This is a genomic window from Vibrio sp. NFR (assembly GCF_027587095.1).
GTDB lineage: Bacteria > Pseudomonadota > Gammaproteobacteria > Enterobacterales > Vibrionaceae > Vibrio > Vibrio harveyi.
The window spans coordinates 89,521-115,427 of record NZ_JAPPTN010000008.1 but is presented as its reverse complement, the minus strand read 5'-3'; the positions used below and the strand labels follow the sequence as shown (position 1 = coordinate 115,427).

The window sequence follows — 25,907 nt, the reverse complement described above, 5'->3', positions numbered from 1 at the left end:
AAGGTCAATGTTTTATTACTCTTCTTATCAAAATAGTTCAGCCAACCATTTTTCGCATTATCTGACGAGTAAAACGTTTGTTGAACACTGATTCCTAGGACTTCGCGCAAGAAGCTCATTCTTTTTATGACACGTAAAAAATGTGGTTTATAAGTTTTACATCACACTAACTTGTCTTACAAATGATTATCCTTATAGAATGCATGGTTTTACTTGTGCAGATTTGGATTTGCTTTGCTGCGGGGGTTGCATGATAGAAATTGTCATCGATGGAAAATATAGAATTGTAGAAGAGGGTTTAACCCTTTTAGAAGCAGCAAAAGTGTGTGGGGTCGAGATCCCATCGCTGTGCGGAATGAACAAAAGTAATGAAAAAGTGCCGTGCGACTTGTGTGTGGTTGAAGTCGAAAGTGGCGGCACTAAACGCGCGTGTGAACTCGAAGTTTACCGTGGTCTCAATGTGGTTACGCAATCAGAGCAGTTAAGCGAGCACCGCAGAAAAGCACTTAACCGCATCATGACGGACCATTACGCCGATTGTGAAGCGCCATGTAAAACCGCGTGTCCAGCGGGTGTAGACATCCAATCCTACCTTTATCACATCGCACAGAACGATCATCAAAAAGCGATTGAAGTGATTAAGCGTACGCTTCCTATGCCGTTATCGATTGGTCGTGTGTGTCCGGCATTCTGTGAGAGCGAATGTCGCCGCTCGTTAGTCGATGAGCCTATTGCAATTCGTCAGCTTAAACGTCATGCCGCGGATGCGGATTTGTCTGCGCATGAAGCCTATGTACCAGAAAAGAAATCAAGCAAAGGTTTGAACATTGCCGTCGTCGGCAGTGGTCCTGGTGGTCTAACGGCTGGCTACTACTTATCGAATGAAGGCTACGACGTCACTGTCTTTGAATCCATGCCAAAAGCGGGCGGTTGGTTGCGTTATGGTATTCCTGAATATCGCCTACCAAAAGACATTCTCGATAAAGAAATCGAACTGATGTGCCGCAATGGCATGCAGGTTCGCACCAACCAAAAACTGGGTGTGGATTTCACGCTTTCTCAATTGAGCGAAGAATACGATGCAGTGTGTTTGGCTGTCGGTGCGTCTCAAGCGGTTGAAATGCATTACACAGGCAGCGACCTTGAAGGTTGTTACCTGGGCGTTGATTACCTGAAAGATTACGTTACTGAGCAAAACTACGTTACGGGTCAGAAAGTCGCGGTGATTGGTGGTGGTAATACGGCAATTGACTGTGCTCGTACTGCGCGTCGTGCTGGTGCAGACACCACATTGATTTATCGTCGTACACGTGACGAAATGCCGGCGGAAGACTACGAGATTGTCGAAGCGGAACACGAAGGGGTGAAATTCCACTTCTTGACCAACCCTGCAGAAAACCTTGCCGATGAAACCGGACGCGTGAGTGCGATTCGTCTAGAGCGCATGGCGTTGGGTGATCCGGATGCATCTGGTCGTCGAAGCCCTAAACCAACCGGCGAGTTCTTTACCGAAGAGTTCGACACCGTGATTGCGGCTGTATCGCAAAAGCCAGATTTGAGCTTCCTCGAAGGCGAAGATTTGTCGATTCCACTTACGCGTTGGAACACCTCCGATGCAGATGAAAAGACCATGCACACCGGCACGGGTAACATCTTCAGTATTGGTGATTTCCGCCGTGGTCCAGCAACGGCAGTTGAAGCCGTGGGTGATGGTCGCGTTGCGGCAAAAGCCATTGATCTGTTTTTGAATGGCGATATGGCAGACATGCCAAAGGCGGCGTTCAACTCACGAAAAGAGAAGAAACTTTCTCAAGTCGATCCGCTTCACTTCGAGAACATCCAAAAAGTCGCTCGTTCTATCATGCCTGAACTGACTCCAGCACAACGCGAGCAAAGCTTCGCTGAAGTGGAGTTAGGCTTTGATAACGAAGAAGCGATGAAGGAAGCTGCGCGCTGTCTAGAATGTGGTTGTCAGGCAAATACCGATTGTGCGCTGCGTGATTACTCCACCGAATATGAAGCTGAGCAAAGCTTTGACTTCTCCTTGCAGATTAAATCACATCAAGATTGGTTGGATCTTCGTGCGAAAGACTTGCGTCATAAGTACGAAGTTGACCGCAGTTCTGAGTTTATTGAGTTTGATGCTAACCGCTGTATTAGCTGCGGTCAGTGCATCCAAGCGTGTCGCGACAAAGCCGTGCACGGTGTACTGAACTTTGTGTGCGACAAACAAGGTCGCCCTGCGTTACGTCCAGACGATCGTCCACACTTTGGAAGTAACAAGAATGGTTTAACTCTGATGGGCGATTCGAACTGCGTGCAATGTGGCGCGTGTGTTCAAGTGTGTCCAACGGGGGCGATGGTCGATAGTCGTGACCGTTCGCAAGGTCGTACTGAAGATCTGAAAGCGGTCGACACCATTTGTACATACTGTGGTGTGGGTTGTAAGTTGACTATGTTCGTGGACGAAGCAACCAATACGATTCGTTACGTGAAAGGCGGTGACTCGCCGGTGAACCAAGGCATGCTGTGTGTGAAAGGGCGCTTTGGTTTTGACTTCATTGGCAGTGAAGAGCGTCTTACCACGCCATTGATTCGTAAAGACGGTTGGTTGCAGCCTGCAAGTTGGGAAGAGGCGATTCAGCTGGTTGCGAGCAAGTTCTCTGGCATCAAGCAAGATTTTGGCAGCAACGCATTGGCGGGTTTCTCTTCAGCGAAAACCACCAACGAAGACAACTACGCGTTCCAAAAATTTGTCCGCCGTGAATTGGGCACCAATAACGTCGACCACTGTGCGCGTTTGTGTCACGCATCGAGTGTAACCGGTCTTGAGGCATCACTCGGTAGTGGTGCAATGACCAATGACATTCCAAGCATTAAGCACTCTGATGTGATCTTTATTATTGGTTCGGATACCACATCGGCGCACCCGATTATCGCTTCACATATCAAACAAGCAATTCGTCATCACGGCGCTCGTTTGATTGTAGCTGACCCGAAACGTGTCGATATGGCAGAGCATGCTGAGTTGTACATGGCGCACCGTCCGGGTACTGATGTGATGCTCCTGAACGGCGTCATGCAACAGATCATCAAGAACGGTTGGTACGATCAAGAGTACATCGAAGAACGTGTCGACGGCTTTGATACCTTACTGCAAGAGGTGATGTCGCCAGCTTACAACCTCGATAAAGTGGAGTTGGTTACAGGTGTTAAAGCCGAAGACATTCAAGCAATGGCGCGTATGATTGGCACGGCAGATCGTACCGCTGTGTACTACTCGATGGGTATTACTCAGCACACGACAGGTCATGACAACGTGCGTTCTATCGCTAACCTGCAATTACTGTGTGGCAACATCGGTATTGAAGGTGGTGGCATCAACCCGCTACGTGGTCAATCAAACGTGCAAGGCGCGTGTGATATGGGTGCTTTGCCAAACAGTTTCCCGGGTTACCAAAAGGTATACAACCCAATTGTGCGTCAGAAGTTTGCGATTGAATGGAACGCGCCAAATCTGCCTTCTGAGCAAGGTCTAACCCTGACAGAAATCATTGATGCGGCTTGCCATCGTGACGTTCGTGGTATGTACATCATGGGTGAGAACCCAGTATTGAGTGACCCGAACCAAGCGCATGTGATTGAAGGCTTAGAAGCGCTCGATTTCTTGGTGGTTCAAGACATCTTCCTAACGGAAACCGCTCAATACGCGGATGTGGTTCTGCCTTCTTGCTCGTTTGCAGAGAAAGCGGGGCACTTCACCAATACGGAACGTCGTGTTCAGCGTGTGAATCCGGTTGTAACGGCACCGGGTGAAGCGAAAGAAGATTGGTGGATTATTCAAGAAATCGCCAATGCAATGGGCAGTGATTGGGACTACCACTGCGTGTCTGATATCACTAACGAGATTGCACGAGTGACGCCTCAATACGCAGGTCTTCGTTGGGAGGCGATAACGCCAAACGGAGTGCAGTGGCCGAGCAACAAGAACAACCCAGCAGGTACTCGCATCATGCACCAAACCCAGTTTACTCGAGGTAAAGGTCAAATGGTGGGCGTACCGTTCCGTTATGCGGCTGAGCTGCCAGATGAGGAGTATCCGCTTGTGTTAACGACTGGTCGTGTGCTTGAGCAGTTCCACACCGGCACTATGACGCGCAAAACCAAAGGGTTGGATAATCTTGCTGGTCCACGTGCGATGGTGAGCGTGGAAGACGCAGAAGCGCTAGGCATCAGTAATGGTCAGCGTTTGAAGGTGTCTACACGTCGCGGCAGCATTGAGATTGATGCCTTTGTGACTAAGCGCATTCAAAAAGGTGTGGTGTTCATTCCATTCCACTTTGTTGAATCCCCGGTGAACCGCCTAACGACAACAGCGACTGATCCGCATGCGAAGATCCCTGAATTCAAGGTTGCCGCGGTTAAGGTGGAAGTAAGCGAAAAGGTTCTACATACAGAGCCTGCAACGGAAGCAGTTCATACTATTTAAGCTGATACGCTACGTATTGGTCAGCGACGCACTGGCGAGTTAGCAAACTACATATAAGCTTATGATATGTAATCGCTAAACGAGCAGTGCGTGTGCTGAGAGTCATTAAATGGATTGTGTTGTTTTTACCCGCTTCAATTTGGCTGGTGGCAAGGCAATATCATGATATTTGGTGGGCGGAGAATCTAACCTCGATTCCCGCCCTCATTTTATTCATCTATTTCAGTCTCGCTCTCGTGCTTTTAGTCTTTCGTCGCTGGGCGAAGGCGCTCACCTCAATCGTGATCAGCGGTGCTTTTGTTCCATTTCTCTTACCTGCACACATCAACCGCAGCGAAGCCTGTGAGCACCCACTGACAATCATCCAGTTCAATCTGTTCTACGCAAACCCAGACATCAATCAGTTTATTAACTACTTGCTAAAACATCCCGTGGATTTGGTGGTGATGCAAGAGCTCTCGCCACAAGTAGGGAATAAGTTGCACCTTCTCGATGACATTTATCCTTTTTATTTCGGAGGGCAGCGTGGCGTTGGTTACCCTTCTAACCAGATGATTCTAAGTCGTTATCCTTTGGAGTCAGTCTCGATTTATCACACCCCTGATGGGCAAGAAGTCATTCGCGCGGTATGGCAAGTAGATGAGCCTATTACTTTGATGACAGCACATCCTCCTTCGCCAAGAACTGAGCTGTTGTGGCAACGCAGAAATGCACTGATTCGAACCATAGAAACTCTTACTGATTTGTACCCAACACCGGAAATGATTGTGATTGGGGACTTTAACCTATCTGCAGTAAGTCCTAGGTTCAATGAGTTGTTTTCGCGTTTTCATTCCCAACCTGTCGCCAGTTGGCCTGCGTCACTCAAAGGCATATCTGTCTCTTCGATGGCTATGATAGGCATCGATCACCTTTGGCTTAAATCAGAAAAGGCTGACAGAAAAATCTGTTCTCGCTTATCGTCGAGCCAGCCAAAGGGGTCAGATCACAGGTTAGTTATGACTCTAATAGGACAATGAACTGGTACTTTTTAATGGCAAGATGATCAAAGAACCAAAGTTTCTAATTATTTAGAATGAGGTCAGATTGTACTACGGCTTGTCATGGAATTGACGGATTCTGGCCGTCGCTTGTTATTTGTGTGAATTCTTTAACCTAAACTTCATCCGCTTTCTATACTGAAAGTATACCCAAGCCGTTCTTATGCAATCAGTACGCAAAATCGGATCGGGTATAACAAGAAATTCATAACGATAAGAGGCAACTTGCATGACAAGAACTACCTCAGCAGTGTTAATACTTATTTTAATGAGCGCTTACTTTGCCTATAACCGCTTTTACGTTTATCCGCAAAAGTTAGAAACGCAGGCGGAATCGATGCTGATCCAAATGGCGAACCGAGAAGAGTGGCTGGATGTACATGAGATGATGGCGCGTGTAGAAGAGCACAAAGCTCATCTAGAACTCAATGCCGACATTACCTCGACCAACGGTAAGCGGGCTTACAGTGAAGGTTATATCACTTACAGCGACCGCAGCCGAAATGTCTGCAAGCAAGTAGTCTTCAATTTTAAAATCAACTCACTAAGAAGCTACATAATCTCTGATTTGCATGATTGCTCTTGGGGCGAATACTACTGAATGCTGCATCTTGAAGTCACTTGTATATAGCATGGTGAGTAGCTGATATCTTTCAATCGTCCCTTTACCAAGTAGCGAATAAACAAAAGCCCGATGTTGAATATCGGGCTTTGTCGTTTCCGGATTCGACTGTCATCGATATGAGTTACCTCGGTTTAATCCCCGAGAGGCTGTCTTTCCAAACCGCCACGATAAGAGTCGAGGGCAACTTTGAGTCGGCGAAGTTTATCGCGCGAGCGTCGCTTATGATTAACGGCTAATGCCATCGAAAGTACATCAACCAAAGCCAACATCGCGTAACGAGAAGCCGATGGCTTGTAGATGAAGTCCGTCTCTTGGTGCTCAATAGGCAGAACCAAATCGGCTTGCTCAGTCAAAGGTGTGTCTTTTGGAGTAATCACAATGACTTTTACGCCGTACTGCTTGGCTAATTGCGCGGTTTCTATGATGGCAGGGGTATAGCCAGTGGCTGAGATCATCACCAACACATCGTTCGCGTCTGCCGTCGCTGCAATCATGCGCGATAACAAGCCATCGTTGTACGCCACAACAGGGTAGCCCAGGCGGAACAAACGATGCTGCATCTCCTGTGCTGCAATGGTTGAGCCGCCACCCATACCAATACAGATCACTTGCCTTGCGTTGTGCAGCCAGTTCACAGCAGTGTCGATATCTTCTTCAACAATCAAACTGCGGTTTACATCAAGGGATTGCTTGATCGACTCATAAATGCCTTGGTAGCCACTTTGATCAGGTGGCTCAAGGATGAATCGTTGTCCAACCGTTAAGGTTTGTGCCAGTTTGATCTTCATATCACGCACGTTTTTGCAGCCAACAGCTTTAGCAAAACGGGTGATGGTGGCTTCACTCACTTCTGCGCTTTCTGCCAGTTCAGTAATGCTGGCATTGGCGGCAGTTTGAATGTCGTCCATGATCAACTTTGCGACCTTCTTTTCGGCATCGCGCAGCGCACTGAAACGTTCAGTGATTTGAGAGATAATATCGACTTCTAAACTCAAGCTGTGTTCCTATCTTTTGCATGGAGGCGGTTGTGCCGCCTCCACTGGTTTGGCATGAAGTATAACGAAAAGCCTCACTAAGCTCATCATCAGAAACGGGTTTTCACCCAATGAGTGACTTGATACTCATCATCACAAACCGCCACTGCACGCCACTTATCAAACGTTAAACATGGATGAGAGGTTGAGAAGGCAATCATATCACCCACTTGAAGGTCGCTGTTTGCGTCTACTTCGATGAACGCATGCTGATCCATCACCGCGGTCGTTACCGCACTTTCAATAGAGATTGATTCACCTTCGCGGTATGCGCGCTCGGGGGTTGGTAATCCGGCATCAAACGCCACGTCACGTTTACCAAAGCCGGCAACTAACTTGGTTGGCTCAGGGCGAGAAATGACATAAGCCCAAAGCTCTAGTGCCGATTCCAAGTCACCACCTAAATCACACGCTGCACCTTGGTTATTTTCAGCGCGCAGCATGACTTTGTTTTGTGCGTCTAGGTAAATGCCTGTGTCATGAATCGCGTAGCAACCTGGGCGAATGATGGCATCAAAATCTTCTAGGTTGGCGAAGCACTCAGAAACCACGTCATACCAAGCAGAGCCTGCGCCAGTAACAAGAGGTTTAGACTCAATCAACTTGTCGCTTTGTAGTTGGGCTGCGATTTCTAATGTGGTGTTGAGGAAGTCACGGATGTCCTGCTCAGCATTGTCACCATGAATGACACCTTCGTAAACCTCGATACCTTTGAGTGTAAGGTGAGGTTGCTGGTGGATGAGTGTGGCGAGCTCAACCACATCTTGTTGATTACGGCATCCACAGCGACCGCCTTCGACGCCAAACTCAATCAGTACATTAAGCGGCAATTGATGTTCAGCGAAGGCTCGCTCTAGCGCTTTGACGTTTCGGCTTGAATCCACACAGCAATAGAAGTTGACCCCGTGGGATTCAATCAAGTTGGCGATGATGGTCATGTTCGCGCGCCCGACTAGTTGGTTCGCCATGATGATGTTTTTCGCTCCGCCTAGTGCCGCAACCTCTGCCTGAGCTGGCGTTGCGACGGTAATGCCCCAAGCGCCGTTTTCTAATTGCTTCTGGAAGAAAGCGGGAGTCATGGTGGTTTTACCGTGCGGTGACAGTTTCACTTTGTGCTGATTGGCAAAACGCTGCATCCAATCGAGGTTGTTCTTCAATGAAGAAGATTTGATCACCGCTGCGGGCAGGGTGATCTCTTCACGGATCAAACTGTGTAACCCATCGGAATTGCACGCAACAGGTTGAGCCTTCTCTCCGTAACCTGGCGTGGTAATACACTCATTATGATAGTTTTTATCACACTTTTGGCGATTGTCTTTCATGGCGTACCTACTTCTAACATGGTCTAAGTGATTGAAATTAAGTGTTTGTTGCTAACTACCATAAATAATATGTTAGAAAGTATCAAACAAATCTGAGTTTTTTGTGTGTTTCTTCACTGTTTAAGTTTCAAGAATTATTAAGATGGAATCATGTTAACGACGGACGAAGAGAGTGAAGTATGTTGTTCGATACCATTATCAAAAGCGTAGAGGTATTTGACGGTACGGGTGCAGCACCATTCATTGCTGATGTTGCGATTCGTCAAGATCGTATTGAGCAAGTAGGGCAGCTAGACGAGCTTTCTGCAAAGAAGGTTATCAACGGTCAGGGCCTTGCGTTGGCTCCGGGATTTATTGATGTGCACACGCACGATGACACCAATGTGATTCGTTACCCTGACTGCTTGCCAAAGATCAGCCAAGGCGTGACGACGGTAATCGTAGGCAATTGCGGAATTAGCGCGAGCCCTGCGGTACTCAGTGATACTCCGCCAGATCCAATGAACCTATTGGGCAAGCAGGAAGATTTCAAATACCCAACCTTTGCGGAGTATGCGAAGGCGGTGCAAGCAGCGAACCCTGCGGTCAACGTTGCAGCGTTAGTCGGTCACACAACTTTACGTAACAACGTGATGGACGACTTACTGCGCACGGCAACCGATGAAGAAATCGAGCAAATGCGCCAAACACTGGCACAAGCGATGGAAGAGGGCGCATTGGGTTTGAGCTCGGGTCTTGCTTATGCGAGTGCCAAGCAAGCCAACGCGGATGAAGTGATGCGCTTAGCGGAAATTCTCGGTCATCACGGTGGTATCTACACCACACACATGCGCACTGAGTTTGAAGAAATCATCAGCGCAATGGAAGAAGCCTTTGAAACTGGGCAGTACGCCAAAGTGCCCGTGGTGATTTCTCATCTGAAATGTGCAGGCGCAGGCAACTGGGGACGCACGGTCGAAGTGCTGGATTTGATGGATAAGGTTTCTGAACATCAAGACGTGTCTTGCGATTGCTACCCATATTCTGCCAGTTCTTCAACGCTGGATTTAAAACAGGTGACGGATGAAATCGACATCTTCATCACTTGGTCTGAAAGTAAACCTGAACACGCTGGCAAGATGCTGAAAGACATTGCTGACGAGATGCAACTAACTCTTATGGAAACGGCGAAAGCGTTGCAACCTGCGGGCGCGGTTTATCATTGCATGGATGAAAACGACGTCAAACGTGTCCTTAAGTATAAGTTGACCATGGTGGGCTCGGATGGATTACCAAATGACCCGCATCCACATCCACGTTTGTGGGGCACATTCCCGAAAGTCTTGGGGCATTACTGCCGTGAAGAACAGCTTTTCCCATTGGCAGAAGCGATTCACAAGATGACGGGGATGTCAGCAACACGCTACCAATTGAAAGATCGTGGGGAAATAAAAACAGGCGCTTACGCAGACTTGGTTTTATTTAACCCAAATACAATTAAAGATACTGCAACGTTCGAAAATCCAATTTCCGTCGCGCAAGGTATTGAATCTGTATTTGTAAATGGCGAGTTATCTTATTTAAAAGATAAAGTCACCGAAAATAGAAATGGCGTATTTATTTATAGAAATAATACCCATCAATAACTTATTAAATTAATTAATTTTATAGATTAAGCATTATCACTGGAGAATATTATGTCAATTAAACGTTATGGTGTAGAAGGCGGCGTCGGTACTGGCGGTCAACATTTACCATTTGCGCGTGCAACAGAAGCGGGCGGCTTCTTATACGTATCGGGTCAAACACCAATGACTGACGGCGAAGTGGTAGAAGGCGGTATCGTTGACCAGTCTCGCCTAGCGATTCAAAACTGTGTCGATATCCTGGAAGAAGCAGGTTACACGCTAGCTGACGTGGTACACGTAAAAGTGGTACTAACGGATTCGCGTTACTTCCAATCGTTCAATAAAGTGTTCAGAGAATTCTTTGGTGATCACCCACCTGCACGTATTTGCATGGTGTGTGATCTCGTGGTGGACGTGAAAGTCGAAGTCGATGTGACTTGCTACCGCGAAGATCGCCGATAAAGTTCACATTTTACTTAATGAGTGCCAAATATAATTACTTTCCTGTTATTATCTTTTTGGCACTCTCACTCCCTACATAAATATAATTTCATAAAGCAGTAGTGCCTAATATATTTAGCAAAAGCTATAAAAAATAAAATTAGATAATTTCTGGAATAAAATCTAATGCTTGCTGCTGGAATTATATCAATCTGAAAGATGGATTTTGATATGAGAGGTGTTCAATGAACAGTACACTTTTTCTTACCGGCTTCGGTGCGTATGTCTTATTTTTAATTTGGTTGGGATGGTTTGTCTCTCGCAACCAAAAATCAGGTGAAGACTTTCTACTCGGTGGTCGAGGCTTACCTCTGTTCCTCGTATTAGGTACCACGGTAGCAACCATGGTTGGCACAGGCTCAAGTATGGGCGCGGTTGGCTTTGGTTATTCAAACGGTTGGGCTGGTGCGCTTTACGGCATTGGCGGCGCAATTGGTATCTTGTTATTGGCGCTGTGGTTCGCGCCAGTTCGTAAACTCAACTTTATGACCATGAGTGAAGAGCTCGCATACTACGTAGGTGCAAACCGCATCGTGAAGAACGTGGTTGGTCTGCTTATCTTTATCGCTTCTATTGGCTGGTTGGGCGCACACATCCTTGGTGGTGGTATGTACCTAGCGTGGATTGCTGATATTGAGCTGAGCACTGCGAAGATGATCATCGCAGCAGCGTTTACTATTTACGTGGTTATTGGCGGCTACACTGCGGTGGTTTGGACGGACACCATTCAAGCTATCATCTTATTCGTTGGCTTCATCCTAATGGCGGTACTGTCTGTGCAACACATTGGCGGCTTGGATAACCTGTACTCTGCCATGGATCCAGAAGCGGTTAGCTTCCTTGCGATTGATAAGCTTGGTCTAATCCCTGCGGTTTCTCTTGCTGTTGTTATTGGTGTGGGTGTACTTGCAACGCCTTCATTCCGCCAACGCATCTACTCAGGCAAAGATGTATCAACCATCCGCCGTTCGTTCGTGGCTTCTGGTGTGCTGTACTTGTTCTTCTCCATCATCCCAGCAGTCATCGGTATGGCGGCGCATGCGATTGACCCTGAACTGAACAACGCGAACTTTGCTTTCCCATACATCGCGGCAACGGTATTGCCAGTAGGTGTTGGTCTTATCGTTCTGATTGCTGGTCTATCAGCAACCATGTCGAGTGCGAGTTCCGATGCGATTGCGGGCGTTTCTATCTTACTGCGTGATGTTTACGTCATGTTCACCGGTCGTGTGCCAAACAAAGAATCCATGTTGAATTACTCTCGCTTGGCTTTGGTTGTAGTGATCGGTTGTGCATTGCTGTTCGCGCTAACTTCGAACGACATCATTAGCTACATCACTAAGATGATCTCGACAGTTATGTCTGGCATGTTCGTGTGCGGTATGTTGGGTCGCTTCTGGAAGCGTTACAACTGGCAAGGTGCACTGGCAACATTGGCAGGTGCGTCTATCGCTTCATTTGCAGTCATGATGAGCCCTGACCTGACCGCTTTCTGGGGCAACCCAGTGATTCCATCTTGCTTGTTTGCCCTAACCGCAGGTGTGGTAGTAAGCCTAGTGACTCCAGCTAACCAAGTGTCACCAGAAATGGCACGAGCAATCCTAGATGATGAGCGTGCTCTGATGGAAATGGAACTGTCTGACGATGGTGTTCTAGAAGAAGATGCTTCATTAAAAAACCGCACAACAGCAAATCAAAACGCTTAATAGCAAAGAGTTTCCGGCTCGAACAGAAACTCGCTCATAAGCTCCTGACAAACTGGTGGCTCCCCCGAGCCACCATTCTAAATCTATCCAAAGTAGGTGAACGATGACCGATTCATCCCAGACTAAAATTGCTTTCTTTGGCGAATGCATGATTGAACTGAGCGGCGACCCAATTCGCAAAGGCTTTGGTGGCGACACGCTCAATACCGCACTTTACCTCTCTCGACTGACGGCTCAGCAACCAGTCCAAGTGTCTTACGCTACCGGTCTTGGGGAAGACGTACTTTCTCAAGAGCTTCTGGAAAACTGGCAACAAGAAGGCATTGCTACTGATCTTGTCGAGATCTTCCCAGCTCAACTACCGGGTTTGTACATGGTGCAGACCGACCAAGAGGGCGAACGCAGCTTTCTTTATTGGCGTGACAGCGCAGCCGTTAAAAGTTACTTCTCTACCTCTTCACTCAACAAATTAGAAGCCGCGATTGCGAACCGAGAGCTGGATTACCTCTACCTAAGTGGTATTAGCATTGCGATATTAAATGACGATAGCAAAGTAAGGCTTAAAAAGGCGTTAAGCCAGTTTTCACAAGGCGGAGGCAAGGTTATCTTCGATAACAACTTCCGTCCTCAACTTTGGTCTGCAACAGAGGCAAAGCATTGGTACAGCCAAATTCTGCCTTTAGTCGACATTGCGCTTATCACAGAAGACGATGATGTCTTGGTGTGGGGTGAAGAGGAAAGTGCCGAGCAGCGCTGCCTTCGCTTCGGTTGCCAAGAAATCGTGATCAAACGTGGCTGTGAGCCCTGCAAACTGGTTTGGTCGCAAGGTGACGACAAGCAAAGTGCTTACGTAGCTGCCGAGAAGGTCATCAAAGTAATCGACACTTGTGCCGCCGGCGATTCATTTGCTGCTGGTTACCTTGCAGGACGATTGACCGGGCAAAGCTGTGAGCAGTCTGCCCAACTCGGTCACGCACTAGCAGCAACCGTTATTCAATATCCTGGCGCGATCATTCCAAACGACGCCATGACTCATCTAATTCGATAATTTCCGAGAACGTATTATGTCCCAAGCAATGATTCAGCAACTTCAGCAATTCAAAGTTATTCCTGTTATTCAAATCAATAAGGTTGAGCACGCGATTCCATTGGCAAAAGTGCTAGTAGAAAACGGTCTGCCAGTCGCGGAAGTGACGTTTCGAACAGAAGCCGCTGCCGATGCGATTAAAGCCATGCGTGATGCTTATCCGCAAATGTGCATCGGTGCTGGCACGGTACTGACGCCAGAGCAAATTACCCAAGCGAAAGACGCGGGGGCAGAGTTTATTGTCGCGCCGGGGTTGAACCCCAATACCGTGCGTCGTTGCCAAGAAATCAACATGCCGATCGTACCGGGTGTGAACAACCCAAGTCAGGTTGAACAAGCACTTGAGCTAGGTTTGAACTTCCTCAAATTCTTCCCGGCGGAAGCGAGCGGCGGTATCGCGATGGTGAAGTCACTACTCGCACCTTATGTTGATGTGAGTCTGATGCCGACAGGCGGTATCGGTAAAAGCAACGTCAATGATTACCTAGCCATCGACCGTGTGGTTTGCTGCGGTGGCACTTGGATGGTGGCACCGAGTTTAATTGAAAACGAGCAGTGGGATGAAATTGGTAAGCTGGTTCGTGAAGCAGTAGAGCTGGTTGCGTAACTCAAACAGAGCTCTTTTACCCAAGTCACCAGACCCCATTAAATAGCGTGACTTGGGTTGAATAATTATAAGGATGGCGCGGATGAACAAAGGTACATTAGCACTACTCATTTCAGGCTTAATCACAATTCCAACGGCAGCAATGGCGATGACTCCCAACACCGATCTTAACCTAATGCCTTATCCACAAAATGTAGAGTTGGGGCAGGGTAAAATCACACTGGATAAATCCTTCAGCATTTACATCAAAGGCTACGACTCACCGCGCGTGCAGTTCAACGCCAAGCGCACCATGGACCGTCTATATCGTCAAACCGGCTTACCAATGTTGAACTGGCATGCCGAGTCGGAAAAAGACGCGACTCTGGTGATTGATATTCGTAATGCGCCCAAGTCAGAGGTGCAAGACATTAACAGTGATGAATCGTATCAACTTGAATCGCGTAATGGTCAGATCATCATTCGCTCCGAACGCCCTTACGGTGCTTTCCATGGTTTTGAAACCTTCTTGCAGTTGGTGACTACGGACGCAACTGGGTACTTTGTGCCTGCGGTGTCGATTCAAGATGAGCCGCGTTTTCCTTGGCGTGGTGTTTCTTACGACACTTCTCGTCACTTCATTGAACTTGATGTGATCCTTCGTCAACTCGATGCGATGGCATCAGCAAAAATGAACGTCTTCCATTGGCATATTTGGGATGACCAAGCGATTCGTATCCAGCTCGATAATTACCAAAAACTGTGGCAAGACACCGCAGATGGTGATTACTACACCAAAGATGAAATCCGCTATGTGGTGAATTACGCGCGTAACCTTGGCATTCGAGTTATCCCTGAAATCTCTTTGCCGGGACATGCTTCGGCAGTAGCGCACGCTTACCCTGAATTAATGTCTGGTATGGGTGAGCAATCTTATCCGCATCAACGTGGCTGGGGTGTGTTTGAGCCGTTAATGGACCCGACCAACCCTGAACTTTACAAGATGCTGGCGAGCGTGTTTGACGAAGTGGCTGAGCTCTTCCCAGATGAGTATTTCCATATCGGTGGTGATGAACCAAATTACCAACAGTGGAAAGATAACCCGAAGATTCAACAGTTCATCAAAGACAACAATCTGGATGGAGAGCGTGGTCTGCAATCGTATCTGAACACCAAGGTCGAACAGATGCTGGAACAGCGCGGTAAGAAGATGACTGGCTGGGATGAAATCTGGCACAAAGACCTTCCAACCTCGATTGTGATTCAAAGCTGGCAAGGGCACGACAGTATCGGTCGAGCAGCAAAAGAGGGCTACCAAGGTATTCTCTCAACAGGCTATTATCTAGACCAGCCACAACCAACCAGTTACCACTACCGCAATGATCCAATACCGAAAGGAATCACGGTTGATGACCAACTTCATCAAGGTGAGAAATTCGCGACTTATAACTGGGTGAAACCACGCAACAAAGGTGGTCCGCGCACTGGCAATCTAACCATTATAGAAGCGAAAGATGGCAGCTATCGTGCATTTACCGATTACAACGGTAAGTCCCGCGAAGAGGTGTTCATCATCGAGTACGTGCCGGGTGTGAAGTTTAAAGGCCACTTCGATAACTTTATGTCTTACACCGAATTCAACTATGACTTCGCGGATGGCAAGTTGAAAGACACCAGTTACCAGTTGATAGGCAATGTTCGTTGGCCTGCGACTGGAGAATTGGTCGCGAGCAGTGACATGGCAGGGAGTGTCATTCCTAAGCCGAACGGTGGCTATCCGGCTGAGCTGACCGAGAAAGAACAGCAGCTAATCTTAGGTGGAGAAATCACCATTTGGGGTGAGAACCTCGATTCAATGACCATCGAGCAACGCTTATGGCCACGAAGCTACGCGATTGCTGAGCGTCTATGGTCGAGCCAAGACCTGACCGATGAGCGCAGCATGTACAAGCGCATGAAGGTGATGGATACATGGTCTGAGATTTCGCTTGGTCTGCGCCATCATGCCGATGCCAATATGATGTTGAAACGTCTTGCTAATGGTGCGGACGAAGCACCGCTACAAACGTTAGCGAAGTACATCGAGCCGGCTCAATACTACGCTCGTCATTGGGAGAAGTGGATCTCTACGCCAAACGAGGGTGATTTGTACAACCAGTATGAGCGACTAAACCGCTTTGCGGATGCATTGCCAGTAGAAAGCCTAGCAGTGTACGAGATGAAAGATTTGGTCGCAGTTTATGCTCAAGGTGATAAAACCGCGTTGGATGCGTTAGCGATGCATTATCAAAGCGTTAAGTTAGCGGCGCAGCAAGCCAAACCTATTTTCGCGGTCAACGTGGCGTCAGTAGAAACGGTGCCAGTTGTAGAGTCTGCCATCAAAGTTGCCGACTTAAGTTTAACCTTGATTGAGCTCGCCAAGCAGGGCCGTGGTATTAGTCAATCTGACGCTAAAGCGTATCAACAAATCATCAATGAAAATGCGATTATCTTTGATGAAACCATTGTCGCTATTGTCGTACCAACTGAGCGGTTGCTTCACACTTTAACCGATTGATAACTAAAAGGGATTGCCGTCTGGTAACGCAGGCGGCATCTTATCGTTTAAGCACTCTTATATCTCCCAAAGGTTTTCTCATGACAGTAAATGGTCACTTACATTTTTATGTAGGCACCTATACCGATTCACCAAGCCAAAGTCAGGGCATCGCGTGTGTTTCTCTCGATATTGCTACTGGCGCATTAACGCTCACCAATGAACTTGTTCCTGAAGCGGTGAAAACGGTTCGTAACCCTTCTTACCTTGCGCTCAAAGGAGAGGGGTTATATACCTTTAATGAAGTAGAACGCTTGGAAGGTGCAGAACTGATTTTTGCTGAAAAAACAGACAGCTATGCATTACCAATTGAAGGCGACTATCCTTGCCATATTGATATCAAAGCCTCGCTGCTTGCTGTGGCAAACTACGGTTCCGGTAATGTAAGTGTTTACCAACTTTATGAGCAAGGTAAGCCCCTGAAATCCATCGCAGAATTATATGTGGGAGGCAGTGGTTCCAATGCTGATCGTCAAGCCTCGCCTCATGCGCATCAAGCAACGTTTCTCAACCACTCCGAGCAACTTGTTGTGGTCGATTTAGGCACAGACAGTGTTCATTTCTATGACTATAAAAAAGATGGTGAGACAGTTAAGTTTTCACTTTCTCAAAGCATCGCGATGCCTCCTGGTTCTGGTCCTCGTCATTTGGTCTTCGATAGTGATGAGTCTGTCGCGTACGTTGTTTGCGAACTGTCCGAAACGCTAGCGGTACTTCACAAGCAAAGGGGGCAATGGAATCTGGCTCAGCAAGTTAAGTTGCTAACCGACGAGGAGAACAAAGAAGCGGCGTCTGCTATTCGTCTCTCTGCGGATGAGCGCTTTGTCTATGTCTCATGCCGTGCGCAAAATCTGATCAGTACATTTGATGTAACGAGTGATATTCCGGTTCAAATTGCCGCGTCCGATTGTGGTGGCGCGTTCCCAAGAGATTTTGTTTTATCCCGTGACGGGCAGTGGATGCTCGTTGCCAATCAACATTCACATAATGTCGCTAGCTTCCATAGGAATCCGGAAACTGGCGTTATCACTCCAACCGGATACTCATGCGACATCGGTGCGCCTGTGTGTTTGGTTGAGAAGCCGTAATTAAGAGAAATAACATGACAATTCATCGTATTAATCCATGCAAACGTTGGTCTGATGTAACGGTATTCAACGGTATTGCCAACTTTGTTGAGGTGGCAGAAGCAGATACAACTGCGGATATGAAAGGACAAGTACAACAGATTTTCGACCAAGCTGAGCAAATGCTAGCCAGTGTTGACAGCGATAAGTCGCGCATTCTATCTGTGACGATTTACGTGACAGATTTTGCTAACTTCGATGCCCTTAACGAAGTGTGGGATGCGTGGTTCCCTGAGGGCTGCGCACCGAGCCGTGCTTGCGTCAAAGTTGAATTGGCGAATCCTGAACTCTTAGTAGAAATGGCGTTCGTTGCAGCTGCGGGTGAAAAGTACCAGTAACGGCTCATCGTTAGGTTTTATCGAGATAATATACCCAAGTGACTTCAAGATGCAGGATTCAGAGCGTTGTCATTGATTCGAGAGTAAGGAAAACAACGCAGTGTAATAGCGAGCTCTTTCCAAGTTGTTTGACGCAGCCATTTGTTTGACTAAAAAAGCGAGTCAATGACACGCTCCCAAAGGGCACTCTTTGCAAATAGTAAGGGTCTTGGCTTGTATACTTTGTTGCCGATTGTTGATTTAGAATGACTAGATCTTTAAGTCGCCGCCGCGTCTACAAACCAAGTCATTCTCGCTGAACCCAGCATCTCGAGGTTACTTAGGGATAAAGTGCCACTCGTATTGAACGGAGTGGCATTTTTGTTTCTGCTCTAATCGAGTGATTTCTTAAAGCGCAAAGAAGCGACGACTAAGCCCACCACGGTAAAACCAAGCAACCATATTGTGTCTCGCCATAACTCCATTAAATCGGCACCACGAAGCACCACACCACGAATGATGCGCATAAAGTGGGTCGCGGGCAGAGCCTCTGATATCCATTGAGCTGCGACTGGCATCCCTTCATAAGGGAACATAAAACCAGACAGAAGTATAGACGGGAGGAGAATAAATACCGTCATCTGCATGGCTTGAAGCTGTGTTGTGGCGATGGTGGATATCACCAAACCGAGCGTTAAACTGGCGGCTATAAACAACAAGGTGCCAAATAATATCTGGCTAATGGCTCCATTTATCGGCACGCCAAAGATCCAATGCCCCAAGCCAAGAATAATAAATACCTGAATTAAACCGACAAAGATGTACGGAATAATTTTCGCGACCATGAGCTCAATAGAGTGAATTGGTGTGGTGATGAGTAATTCCAAGTTGCCTCGTTCTCTTTCTCTCACAATGGCAGCACTGGTAAACAGGATCATCGTCATTGTAAGTATGACCCCAAGTAAACCGGGTACGATGTTCACTGCTGAGCGCCGGCTCGGGTTGTAATACAACGCGACTTCAAAAGTTTTGGTGGGAGCAGGGCGGATCTCAAAGTCGAAATCAGTCAATGGCATGGTCTGCAGCGAGAGAATGGCTGAACTGATCATGGTATCAGAGCCGTCTACAATCCACTGTCCCAGCTCTCGACCTTGCACCATACGCTGAGTTAAATCGCTTGGCAGAATGAGTGCCGCGCGCACGAGACCGTCTTGTATCGCTTGTTCCGCCTCTGAAGCGGTGGCAAAGGTTTCGACCACATCGACAACTTGGGTCACTTTTACCGATTCAGTAATAACGCGACCTGCGGTGCTACCGCTTTGGTCAACAACGCCGACGGGAATATTGCGAATATCGGTATTGATGGCGAATCCAAATAACAATAATTGGATCAGAGGAATCATGACTACCATGCCAAAGGTGATTCGGTCACGAGAAAGCTGTCGAATCTCTTTGATCATCACCGCCTTCATTCGAGCAATGGACTTCATCATTGGCGACCTTCCCCCGTTACACTAACGAATACATCTTCTAAGCTAGGACGCGCGATGTTCATCTCGCAGCCTTCAAGCTCTGGGAAGGTTTGTATTAACCAATTAATCGGTTGTTCGATATGTTGATGAATTAGGATGCGTAAGCGGATACCTAACTGGGCAGCAGAACGGACTTCTTCACGTTTTATGACTTTCTCTTTCAGTTCACGCAAGTTATCCGCTTTGACCTCGACAATATTCACACCCATTTGCGCCATGAGTTGCTCCGGCTCACCATCAGCACGGATTTCTCCAGCCTCCATAATAGCAAGTCGATGGCAGCGTTCTGCCTCGTCCATATAGTGAGTGGTGACCAAAATTGTAGTGCCTTGATCGGAGAGATCAAATAATTGCTCCCAGAAGTCACGACGGTTCTCCGGGTCTACGGCGGAGGTTGGCTCATCGAGAAACAACAGTTCAGGTTTGTGCATGGTCGCTGCCGCAAGAGAAAGTCGCTGCTTTTGTCCACCACTCATGCCACCAACGCGTTGCTTACGTAATTGATCAAGTCCATATGTCGCTAATTGTTCTTCGATGCGAGCTTTAAGTGCTTTAGTATCCATGCCAAAGATCTGCCCAATAAACTCGAGGTTTTCTTGAACGGAAAGATCATCGTAGAGGGAGAATTTTTGCGTCATGTAACCAATTTTGAGTCGCAATAGCTCAGATTGTCTTGGGATCTCCAACCCTAAAACATCAACATTGCCTTCACTTGGGCAGAGTAGACCCGTTAACACACGAATGGTGGTCGATTTACCGCAACCATTTGGACCCAGAAAGCCATAAATACTGCCTTTGGGCACATTGAGCGTGATGTTATTGATGGCAGTAAAGTCACCGAACTTCTTTACCACATTCTCTGCTTGAATTGCGTATTCAGTCATCGTTTACTCCACTAAATCCACTTGTGCAGGAATGCCTGAAGGTAGAGATTCAGCAGAGTCTTGTAAATCGACTTCTGCAAGGTACATCAAGCGCGAACGCTCTTCCTCTGTTAGGGCGAAGTAGGGGGTAAATGATGGTTCAGTAGCAACCCAGCGCACGGTTCCTTCTAAAGGTTTTTCGACGCCATCCACATGGACTTGTACGGCTTTACCGGGAATAAAGTTAACTCGATAAGTCGCAGGGACATAAACACGTGCATAAGGGACACGGCTTGCTTGAATCACGGCAACGATGCCATTGACTGGAACGCGCTCGCCTAAGTTAAAAGGTAGATTGTCGAGCAAACCATCACGGGTAGCGGTAATGGTTAGCTCTGCTAGTTTTTGCTGTTGAAGAGCCACATCTGCTTTTGCTGCCATCAGTTCGGCTTTGGCTTGTTCAATGTCTTCTGGACGTGAGCCTGCGGTTAGTTTGCTGAACTCTTCTTGTGACGAGTCTAACTCGGCACGCGCAGAATCTCTTGCTGCCAATGCGGTGTCTTTTTCCGATTGGCTGATGAGCTTCTTACGTACCAATTCTGCTTTACGTTGGTAGTTCTTTTGAGCTTCGGTTAATTGCGCTTCTGCTCTTGCAACTCTTGCTTGGGCTGCTGCAATATCTTCAGGACGTTCGCCATTGGTCAGCTTTAATAGGTAAGCATCTGCTTTAGCTTGCTCAGCTACGGCGCGGGCTAATATCGCTTCTTGGTTCTTAGTATCGAGTTGAACTAGCACCTCACCTTCAGTTACTTGGCTGCCTTCTTTAATGGGTAGAGCACGAATGATTTCGCTTGAGGTGGCTGTAAAGGTGACGCGGTCACGTTCTAGTGTGCCAAGAGCTTGCTGACCATCGTCTTTTGAGCAAGCGGTCAAAAGGGTGATAACAAAGGTGCCAAGAATGATTCGCTTCATCATGCGATGCTTCCTCAAGAAGTTGAGCCTGATCGTAGGTCAGGTTGCAGAAGAATGTGGGACTGTATTCAGTGTAACGTGGACAAGTTTTAGTCGGCTAGGGCGATAATTCCCTCAATATTCATCAATTGATTAATTATTATGCCCAAGTGACTTCAAGATGCAGGATTCAGAGCGTTGTCATTGATTCGAGAGTAAGGAAAACAATGCAGTGTAATAGCTAGCTCTTTCCAAGTTGTTTGACGCAGCCATTTGTTTGACTAAAAAAGCGAGTCAAAGACACGCTCCCAAAGGGCACTCTTTACAAATATAAGGGCCTTGGCTTGTATACTTTGTTGCCGATTCTTGATTTAGAATGACTAGATCTTTAAATCGCCGCCGCGTCTACAAACCAAGTCATTCTCGCCGAACCTAGCATCTCGAGGTTACTTGGGTATAGAAATAGTTTTTACACTTTATACGCCACAAAGAATAATCATAGTGGGTTACCCTGATGCTGGTGGGTTTCGGTGGGATAAATTGGAGAATCGAGACGGCGATCGGGTTTTCTCTGAAGCGATAAAAGAAACAGAGCCCAATGAATGAACATTGGGCTTTGGATATGCGAGTAAAGGTAGGCTAGAAGCCTTTAATGATTGGCTAAGCCGTTTTAAATTGACTTACAATTTCTTGTAGACCAACAGCCAGCTCACTTAAGTCACGACAAGCAACCGCGGTTTGGCGAGAGCCCGTTGCCACTTCACTAGAGAACTGATTGATGTGTTCTACGTTACGATGCAATTCTTCAGTGACTGAGCTCTGCTCGCTACATGCGCTTGCAATTTGAATGCTTTTCTCTGCAATGTTGTCCACGCTTTGCTCGATTTGACCAATGGTTGCACCTGCGTTTTGTGCTTGTTCAACACACACTTGAATCAAATCATTGCTGTTGTTTGTCGCAGACACTGCGGTTTTAGAGCAGTTTTGTAGCTTGCTAATGATGGAGACGATCTCTTCTGTGGATGATTGCGTGCGACTTGCTAGTGTACGTACCTCGTCTGCAACAACCGCGAAGCCTCGACCTTGTTCGCCAGCGCGTGCTGCCTCGATCGCTGCATTGAGAGCCAGAAGGTTGGTCTGCTCAGCAATATCTTGAATCACGTCGACGACAACGCTGATGTTTGATGCGTCTTGCTCAAGCTCGCTGACCATGGTGCCAACAGATTGGATCGCAACAGATGCTTCATTGATTTGCGAGATACACTCTTGAACGACTTCTAAACCTTGTTTCGCATCGTTCGACGCACCATTCGCGGTTTCAGATGCGGCTTCGGTATTGTTGGCGACATCGTTAACTGTTGCTTGCATCTCGTTCATTGCGGTTGCAATCAGATTAAGCTGTTGTTGCTGCTCGTCCATACCAGATGAAGTTTGTTCCGAAATCGCGCTCACTTCTTCTGTTGCTGTACTTACTTGTGCGGTAGTTGAAGAAATGCTGTCAACCAGACTTAAAAGCTTCGCCTGCATATCGATACATGCATCGGCAAGGATACCAAGTTCATCATTACCAATCTTATTGCGTGGGAGTTGGTAAGTAAGATCACCAGAGGCAATCTTAGACGCCATTTCAACAACATAGTTAAGTGGCGAGCAAATTTGCTTGGTAAGGAATAGCCCTAGAGAAAAACCCAAAGCTAACAAGGCTACAATAGCAATGATGCCATAAGTAATCGCATCGGTTACCACGATATGCGTGCTGTCGATGTCTTCTTTAATGAAGGTTTGGTTTAGCTCAACAAGAGCGATGATAGCGTTTTGTAGCTCTTGGAAAGCAGGGAAGCCATCAAGCAGCATTGCGTTGGCTTCATCAACTTGCTTGGTTAGAAGCAGTGCGGAGTATTTTTCATTGAAGCTACGGTATTTTTCCCATGCATCGTTGACACGGTTGAAGGCATCACGGTCACGTTGATCCCATAACGACTGACCATACTTTTTAATATAGTTGTCAACTTTACTTTCTGATTCATCTAGACCTTTCAACCATGTTTTAAACTCAGCATGGTTTACATTCGTCAATAAAGAAAATTCATCTTTTCTTAAAATGCCGACTTCGATTTCAATGTTTTTAACTAACAAAATACTCGGAACTGTGGTGTCAGAAAATTCCGACATCTTTCCGTCGATTAATTTAATTTGAGAGTTAAAGAAGAAAGAGAGTGCAATTACGGCGGCGGAGATAATTAATATCAACGCACTAATTTTACTTTTAATACTTAAGTTAGAAAGCTTCATAGACTCACTGCAAATTTGGGGGGCTTGAAAAGTCCGGAGTCTAAGGGGGAGAATAGATATATTGTGTGATGAATGTCGCAAAAAATTTTATCGCAACCTGAATTAAGTTGGAAACTTAATGTTCATCTTTCGTTTGAAAATAAGTTAATAATTAATCGATATTGATGCGGGTGATTATTAATTAAATGATAAATTATTCTAATTCCCAATATGTATTATTGTTGATAACTAAATGGCAATTCAGAATTTACCTATTGTTCAATTTAGTTATTTGTGTATCCAAAACATTATTGAATGATTAAAACAGATTAGACTCGAAAATTTGAGTGTTATTTAGGCAAAATAAAAGCCCAATATTGAACATTGGGCTTTGTTGGACATGAATCGTTTGGTTAATCGATAAAGGTTATGCCGCAGCGTGAACTTGTGGGAAATCCAACGTAGGGTGTTTGGTCACAATGGAGTGATAGCCGTAAACCTGTTCTATGCGTTCCGGTGTTAATGCGTTCCATGGCGTATCGTCACAGACAAGTTTACCGTCGTGCAGTAGTACAAGGCGATCTGCATACTGGGAGGCCAAATTAAGATCGTGTAATACGACTACAACCGCTGCGTTGTGCTCTTTTGCCGCTTGACGAGCGATTTTTAATGTATTGTGCTGGTGAGCTAAATCCAATGCAGAGGTAGGCTCGTCCAGCATTAAGATCTTCTTATCACCGGATAGATGAAGTTGTGTTAACACGCGAGCCAAATGCAAACGTTGTTTCTCACCACCAGAGAGAGCAGGGTAGAGGTTATCAGCCAAATGCAAAACATCGGTTTGCTTCATGTATTGCAGAGCAAGCTCCGTGGTCTCTTTATTAGAAATGGACAGAGGAATCGCACCTAGTTCGACCACTTCTCTCGCTAAGAACGGGAAGGTCAGCGTGCTGTGCTGCGGCAACATCGCCACGTGTTTGGCGCTCTCCGAAGGCTCCCAGTCGTTTTTTTGTTTACCAAAGAACTGGATATCATTCTGAGACGGAATCTCGCCACACAATAGCTTCAGCAGCGTACTCTTACCCGCGCCATTAGGACCTAATAATGCGGTGACCTCGCCTGCACGAATATCAATATTGATGTCGTCTAGTACCACTCGGCTCCCATATCTCATGGAGATGTTTCTGCCAGACAGAACGATGTCATTCATTACAGAATCTTCCCTTTTTGTTGGAACAGTAAGTAGATAAAGAATGGCGCACCAATCAATGCGGTTACAATGCCTACAGGCAACTCTGCGGGTGCAACAACAACTCGTGCAAACATATCAGCAGCGGTAAGAAGTAGTGCGCCCATAAGCGCTGAAATAGGCAGCAGCGTGCGATGGTCTGGACCGGCAAGCATACGACCTAAATGCGGAATCACCAGACCGATAAATCCAATTGCACCACAGATACTCACCGTAATACCCACACCAACTGCAGACAACAGGATAAGTTGGCGTTTGAGCTTCTGTACTGGCACACCTAGGTGTTTGGCTTCTGATTCTCCCAAAAGCAACGCATTTAATGACATGGCTTTTCTCTGGAACCAGAACATCAAGATGATGAGAGTCACCGCAGCTAAACCAATCCCTGACCAGTTTGCCCCAGCCAGCGATCCCATCGACCAAAGAGTTAAGTCTCGCAGCATTTGATCATCGGCGATGAAGTTCATAAAACCAATCGCAGCGCCCGAGAGTGCGCTGATTGCAACCCCCGCAAGCAACATGATGGTGACTGACGTACCAAACTTATTCGTACCTAACCAGTAAACTAATACCGTGGTAATTGCACCGCCGAGGAAGGCGAAAAATGGCAAGGCAGCTAAGTTCATTAGTGTCGGGTAGTTTTGACTGAAATCGGCAAATACGACGATTGCAAATGCGCCACCAAGCGCCGCGCCAGCGGAAACACCGATGATGCCTGGCTCGGCTAGAGGATTTCGGAATAACCCCTGCATCACAACACCACAGATAGCGAGGATCGCACCAATAAACATACAAAGAATAGTGCGTGGAAGGCGGATTTCGTTGATGACTAACTGAATATGAGGAGCAAGGTCTGAACCTGCTCCTGTTAAGCTTCTCAGACTGTCTGAGAAGCTAATATTCATTGGACCTACTGTAATGGACGCTACTGCGATAAAAGCTAAAATGCCAGATAACGCGAGTAGGGTAGTAGATAAAGGAATTCGTCTTAACAGCATTGAATC

The 25,907-nt window shown here is 46.9% G+C and carries 19 protein-coding genes; 11 read left to right on the top strand and 8 right to left on the bottom strand.

Features of this window, described 5'->3' with window-relative positions; translation table 11 throughout:
• The first annotated feature begins 250 nt into the window (after positions 1 to 250).
• The 3 genes from fdhF to OH463_RS16220 all read left to right on the top strand — a co-directional run bounded on the left by fdhF (position 251) and on the right by OH463_RS16220 (position 6,130).
• Complete coding sequence (gene fdhF, locus OH463_RS16230; RefSeq protein WP_017189499.1) at positions 251 to 4,489, top strand: formate dehydrogenase subunit alpha; 4,239 nt, start codon at positions 251 to 253, stop codon at positions 4,487 to 4,489.
• A 92-nt stretch (positions 4,490 to 4,581) separates the two neighbouring features.
• Positions 4,582 to 5,508 (top strand): endonuclease/exonuclease/phosphatase family protein, encoded by a 927-nt coding sequence (locus tag OH463_RS16225; RefSeq protein WP_269991590.1) that lies wholly within the window; start codon positions 4,582 to 4,584, stop codon positions 5,506 to 5,508.
• Between the two features lie 250 nt (positions 5,509 to 5,758).
• Complete coding sequence (locus OH463_RS16220; protein ID WP_005452561.1) at positions 5,759 to 6,130, top strand: hypothetical protein; 372 nt, start codon at positions 5,759 to 5,761, stop codon at positions 6,128 to 6,130.
• A 155-nt stretch (positions 6,131 to 6,285) separates the two neighbouring features.
• Here OH463_RS16220 and OH463_RS16215 read toward each other — a convergent pair whose 3' ends face one another.
• On the bottom strand, positions 6,286 to 7,149 hold the full coding sequence (locus tag OH463_RS16215) for a MurR/RpiR family transcriptional regulator (protein ID WP_005425077.1): 864 nt from the start codon (positions 7,147 to 7,149) through the stop codon (positions 6,286 to 6,288).
• An 89-nt stretch (positions 7,150 to 7,238) separates the two neighbouring features.
• Positions 7,239 to 8,510, bottom strand: coding sequence for an amino acid deaminase (locus OH463_RS16210; protein WP_269991589.1), 1,272 nt, complete (start codon positions 8,508 to 8,510; stop codon positions 7,239 to 7,241).
• Positions 8,511 to 8,689: 179 nt separating this feature from the next.
• Between OH463_RS16210 and OH463_RS16205 the strand changes: the two genes are divergently transcribed.
• The 8 genes from OH463_RS16205 (at position 8,690) to OH463_RS16170 (ending at position 18,058) form a co-directional block, all read left to right on the top strand.
• Positions 8,690 to 10,135, top strand: a complete 1,446-nt coding sequence (locus OH463_RS16205; RefSeq protein WP_269991588.1) for an N-acyl-D-amino-acid deacylase family protein — start codon at positions 8,690 to 8,692, stop codon at positions 10,133 to 10,135.
• Positions 10,136 to 10,186: 51 nt separating this feature from the next.
• Positions 10,187 to 10,579 carry a RidA family protein gene (locus OH463_RS16200; RefSeq protein ID WP_050922214.1) on the top strand — a complete coding sequence of 131 codons (393 nt, stop codon included), beginning with the start codon at positions 10,187 to 10,189 and terminating at the stop codon, positions 10,577 to 10,579.
• Between the two features lie 224 nt (positions 10,580 to 10,803).
• On the top strand, positions 10,804 to 12,324 hold the full coding sequence (locus OH463_RS16195) for a sodium:solute symporter family protein (protein ID WP_038889690.1): 1,521 nt from the start codon (positions 10,804 to 10,806) through the stop codon (positions 12,322 to 12,324).
• Positions 12,325 to 12,427: 103 nt separating this feature from the next.
• On the top strand, positions 12,428 to 13,372 hold the full coding sequence (locus tag OH463_RS16190) for a sugar kinase (RefSeq protein WP_269991587.1): 945 nt from the start codon (positions 12,428 to 12,430) through the stop codon (positions 13,370 to 13,372).
• 16 nt (positions 13,373 to 13,388) lie between these two features.
• The gene (locus OH463_RS16185; RefSeq protein ID WP_009706204.1) at positions 13,389 to 14,018 is read left to right on the top strand and encodes a bifunctional 4-hydroxy-2-oxoglutarate aldolase/2-dehydro-3-deoxy-phosphogluconate aldolase; all 630 of its coding nucleotides are present in this window, start codon (positions 13,389 to 13,391) and stop codon (positions 14,016 to 14,018) included.
• A gap of 82 nt (positions 14,019 to 14,100) precedes the next feature.
• Positions 14,101 to 16,554, top strand: a complete 2,454-nt coding sequence (locus OH463_RS16180) for a beta-N-acetylhexosaminidase (protein WP_269991586.1) — start codon at positions 14,101 to 14,103, stop codon at positions 16,552 to 16,554.
• Positions 16,555 to 16,634: 80 nt separating this feature from the next.
• On the top strand, positions 16,635 to 17,681 hold the full coding sequence (locus OH463_RS16175) for a lactonase family protein (RefSeq protein ID WP_269991585.1): 1,047 nt from the start codon (positions 16,635 to 16,637) through the stop codon (positions 17,679 to 17,681).
• A 14-nt stretch (positions 17,682 to 17,695) separates the two neighbouring features.
• Positions 17,696 to 18,058, top strand: coding sequence for a RidA family protein (locus tag OH463_RS16170; RefSeq protein ID WP_005452545.1), 363 nt, complete (start codon positions 17,696 to 17,698; stop codon positions 18,056 to 18,058).
• Positions 18,059 to 18,429: 371 nt separating this feature from the next.
• Here the strand turns inward: OH463_RS16170 and OH463_RS16165 are convergent, their stop codons facing one another.
• The 6 genes from OH463_RS16165 to OH463_RS16140 all read right to left on the bottom strand — a co-directional run bounded on the left by OH463_RS16165 (position 18,430) and on the right by OH463_RS16140 (position 25,901).
• Positions 18,430 to 19,527 carry an ABC transporter permease gene (locus OH463_RS16165; protein WP_005452544.1) on the bottom strand — a complete coding sequence of 366 codons (1,098 nt, stop codon included), beginning with the start codon at positions 19,525 to 19,527 and terminating at the stop codon, positions 18,430 to 18,432.
• Complete coding sequence (locus tag OH463_RS16160) at positions 19,527 to 20,453, bottom strand: ABC transporter ATP-binding protein (protein ID WP_269991584.1); 927 nt, start codon at positions 20,451 to 20,453, stop codon at positions 19,527 to 19,529. The genes OH463_RS16165 and OH463_RS16160 overlap by 1 nt, the downstream gene beginning before the upstream one ends.
• A 3-nt stretch (positions 20,454 to 20,456) precedes the next feature.
• Positions 20,457 to 21,407, bottom strand: a complete 951-nt coding sequence (locus OH463_RS16155) for an HlyD family secretion protein (protein WP_009697273.1) — start codon at positions 21,405 to 21,407, stop codon at positions 20,457 to 20,459.
• Positions 21,408 to 22,043: 636 nt separating this feature from the next.
• Complete coding sequence (locus OH463_RS16150; RefSeq protein WP_005452538.1) at positions 22,044 to 23,675, bottom strand: methyl-accepting chemotaxis protein; 1,632 nt, start codon at positions 23,673 to 23,675, stop codon at positions 22,044 to 22,046.
• Between the two features lie 406 nt (positions 23,676 to 24,081).
• A complete protein-coding gene (locus OH463_RS16145) occupies positions 24,082 to 24,864 on the bottom strand; it encodes a heme ABC transporter ATP-binding protein (RefSeq protein WP_269991583.1) in 783 nt (260 codons plus the stop codon).
• Positions 24,864 to 25,901: a FecCD family ABC transporter permease gene (locus OH463_RS16140; protein ID WP_009696421.1), complete on the bottom strand. Its 1,038-nt coding sequence runs from the start codon at positions 25,899 to 25,901 to the stop codon at positions 24,864 to 24,866. The genes OH463_RS16145 and OH463_RS16140 overlap by 1 nt, the downstream gene beginning before the upstream one ends.
• Between the last annotated feature and the right edge of the window lie 6 nt (positions 25,902 to 25,907).

What these genes read in the sequence shown, in the direction of transcription:
- fdhF (WP_017189499.1), top strand. Translation starts at nt 251, where the DNA reads ATGATAGAAATTGTCATCGATGGAAAATATAGAATTGTAGAAGAGGGT.
- OH463_RS16220 (WP_005452561.1), top strand. Translation starts at nt 5,759, where the DNA reads ATGACAAGAACTACCTCAGCAGTGTTAATACTTATTTTAATGAGCGCT.
- OH463_RS16210 (WP_269991589.1), bottom strand. Translation starts at nt 8,510, where the DNA reads ATGAAAGACAATCGCCAAAAGTGTGATAAAAACTATCATAATGAGTGT.
- OH463_RS16205 (WP_269991588.1), top strand. Translation starts at nt 8,690, where the DNA reads ATGTTGTTCGATACCATTATCAAAAGCGTAGAGGTATTTGACGGTACG.
- OH463_RS16200 (WP_050922214.1), top strand. Translation starts at nt 10,187, where the DNA reads ATGTCAATTAAACGTTATGGTGTAGAAGGCGGCGTCGGTACTGGCGGT.
- OH463_RS16195 (WP_038889690.1), top strand. Translation starts at nt 10,804, where the DNA reads ATGAACAGTACACTTTTTCTTACCGGCTTCGGTGCGTATGTCTTATTT.
- OH463_RS16190 (WP_269991587.1), top strand. Translation starts at nt 12,428, where the DNA reads ATGACCGATTCATCCCAGACTAAAATTGCTTTCTTTGGCGAATGCATG.
- OH463_RS16185 (WP_009706204.1), top strand. Translation starts at nt 13,389, where the DNA reads ATGTCCCAAGCAATGATTCAGCAACTTCAGCAATTCAAAGTTATTCCT.
- OH463_RS16180 (WP_269991586.1), top strand. Translation starts at nt 14,101, where the DNA reads ATGAACAAAGGTACATTAGCACTACTCATTTCAGGCTTAATCACAATT.
- OH463_RS16175 (WP_269991585.1), top strand. Translation starts at nt 16,635, where the DNA reads ATGACAGTAAATGGTCACTTACATTTTTATGTAGGCACCTATACCGAT.
- OH463_RS16170 (WP_005452545.1), top strand. Translation starts at nt 17,696, where the DNA reads ATGACAATTCATCGTATTAATCCATGCAAACGTTGGTCTGATGTAACG.
- OH463_RS16165 (WP_005452544.1), bottom strand. Translation starts at nt 19,527, where the DNA reads ATGAAGTCCATTGCTCGAATGAAGGCGGTGATGATCAAAGAGATTCGA.
- OH463_RS16160 (WP_269991584.1), bottom strand. Translation starts at nt 20,453, where the DNA reads ATGACTGAATACGCAATTCAAGCAGAGAATGTGGTAAAGAAGTTCGGT.
- OH463_RS16155 (WP_009697273.1), bottom strand. Translation starts at nt 21,407, where the DNA reads ATGATGAAGCGAATCATTCTTGGCACCTTTGTTATCACCCTTTTGACC.
- OH463_RS16150 (WP_005452538.1), bottom strand. Translation starts at nt 23,675, where the DNA reads ATGAAGCTTTCTAACTTAAGTATTAAAAGTAAAATTAGTGCGTTGATA.
- OH463_RS16145 (WP_269991583.1), bottom strand. Translation starts at nt 24,864, where the DNA reads ATGAATGACATCGTTCTGTCTGGCAGAAACATCTCCATGAGATATGGG.
- OH463_RS16140 (WP_009696421.1), bottom strand. Translation starts at nt 25,901, where the DNA reads ATGCTGTTAAGACGAATTCCTTTATCTACTACCCTACTCGCGTTATCT.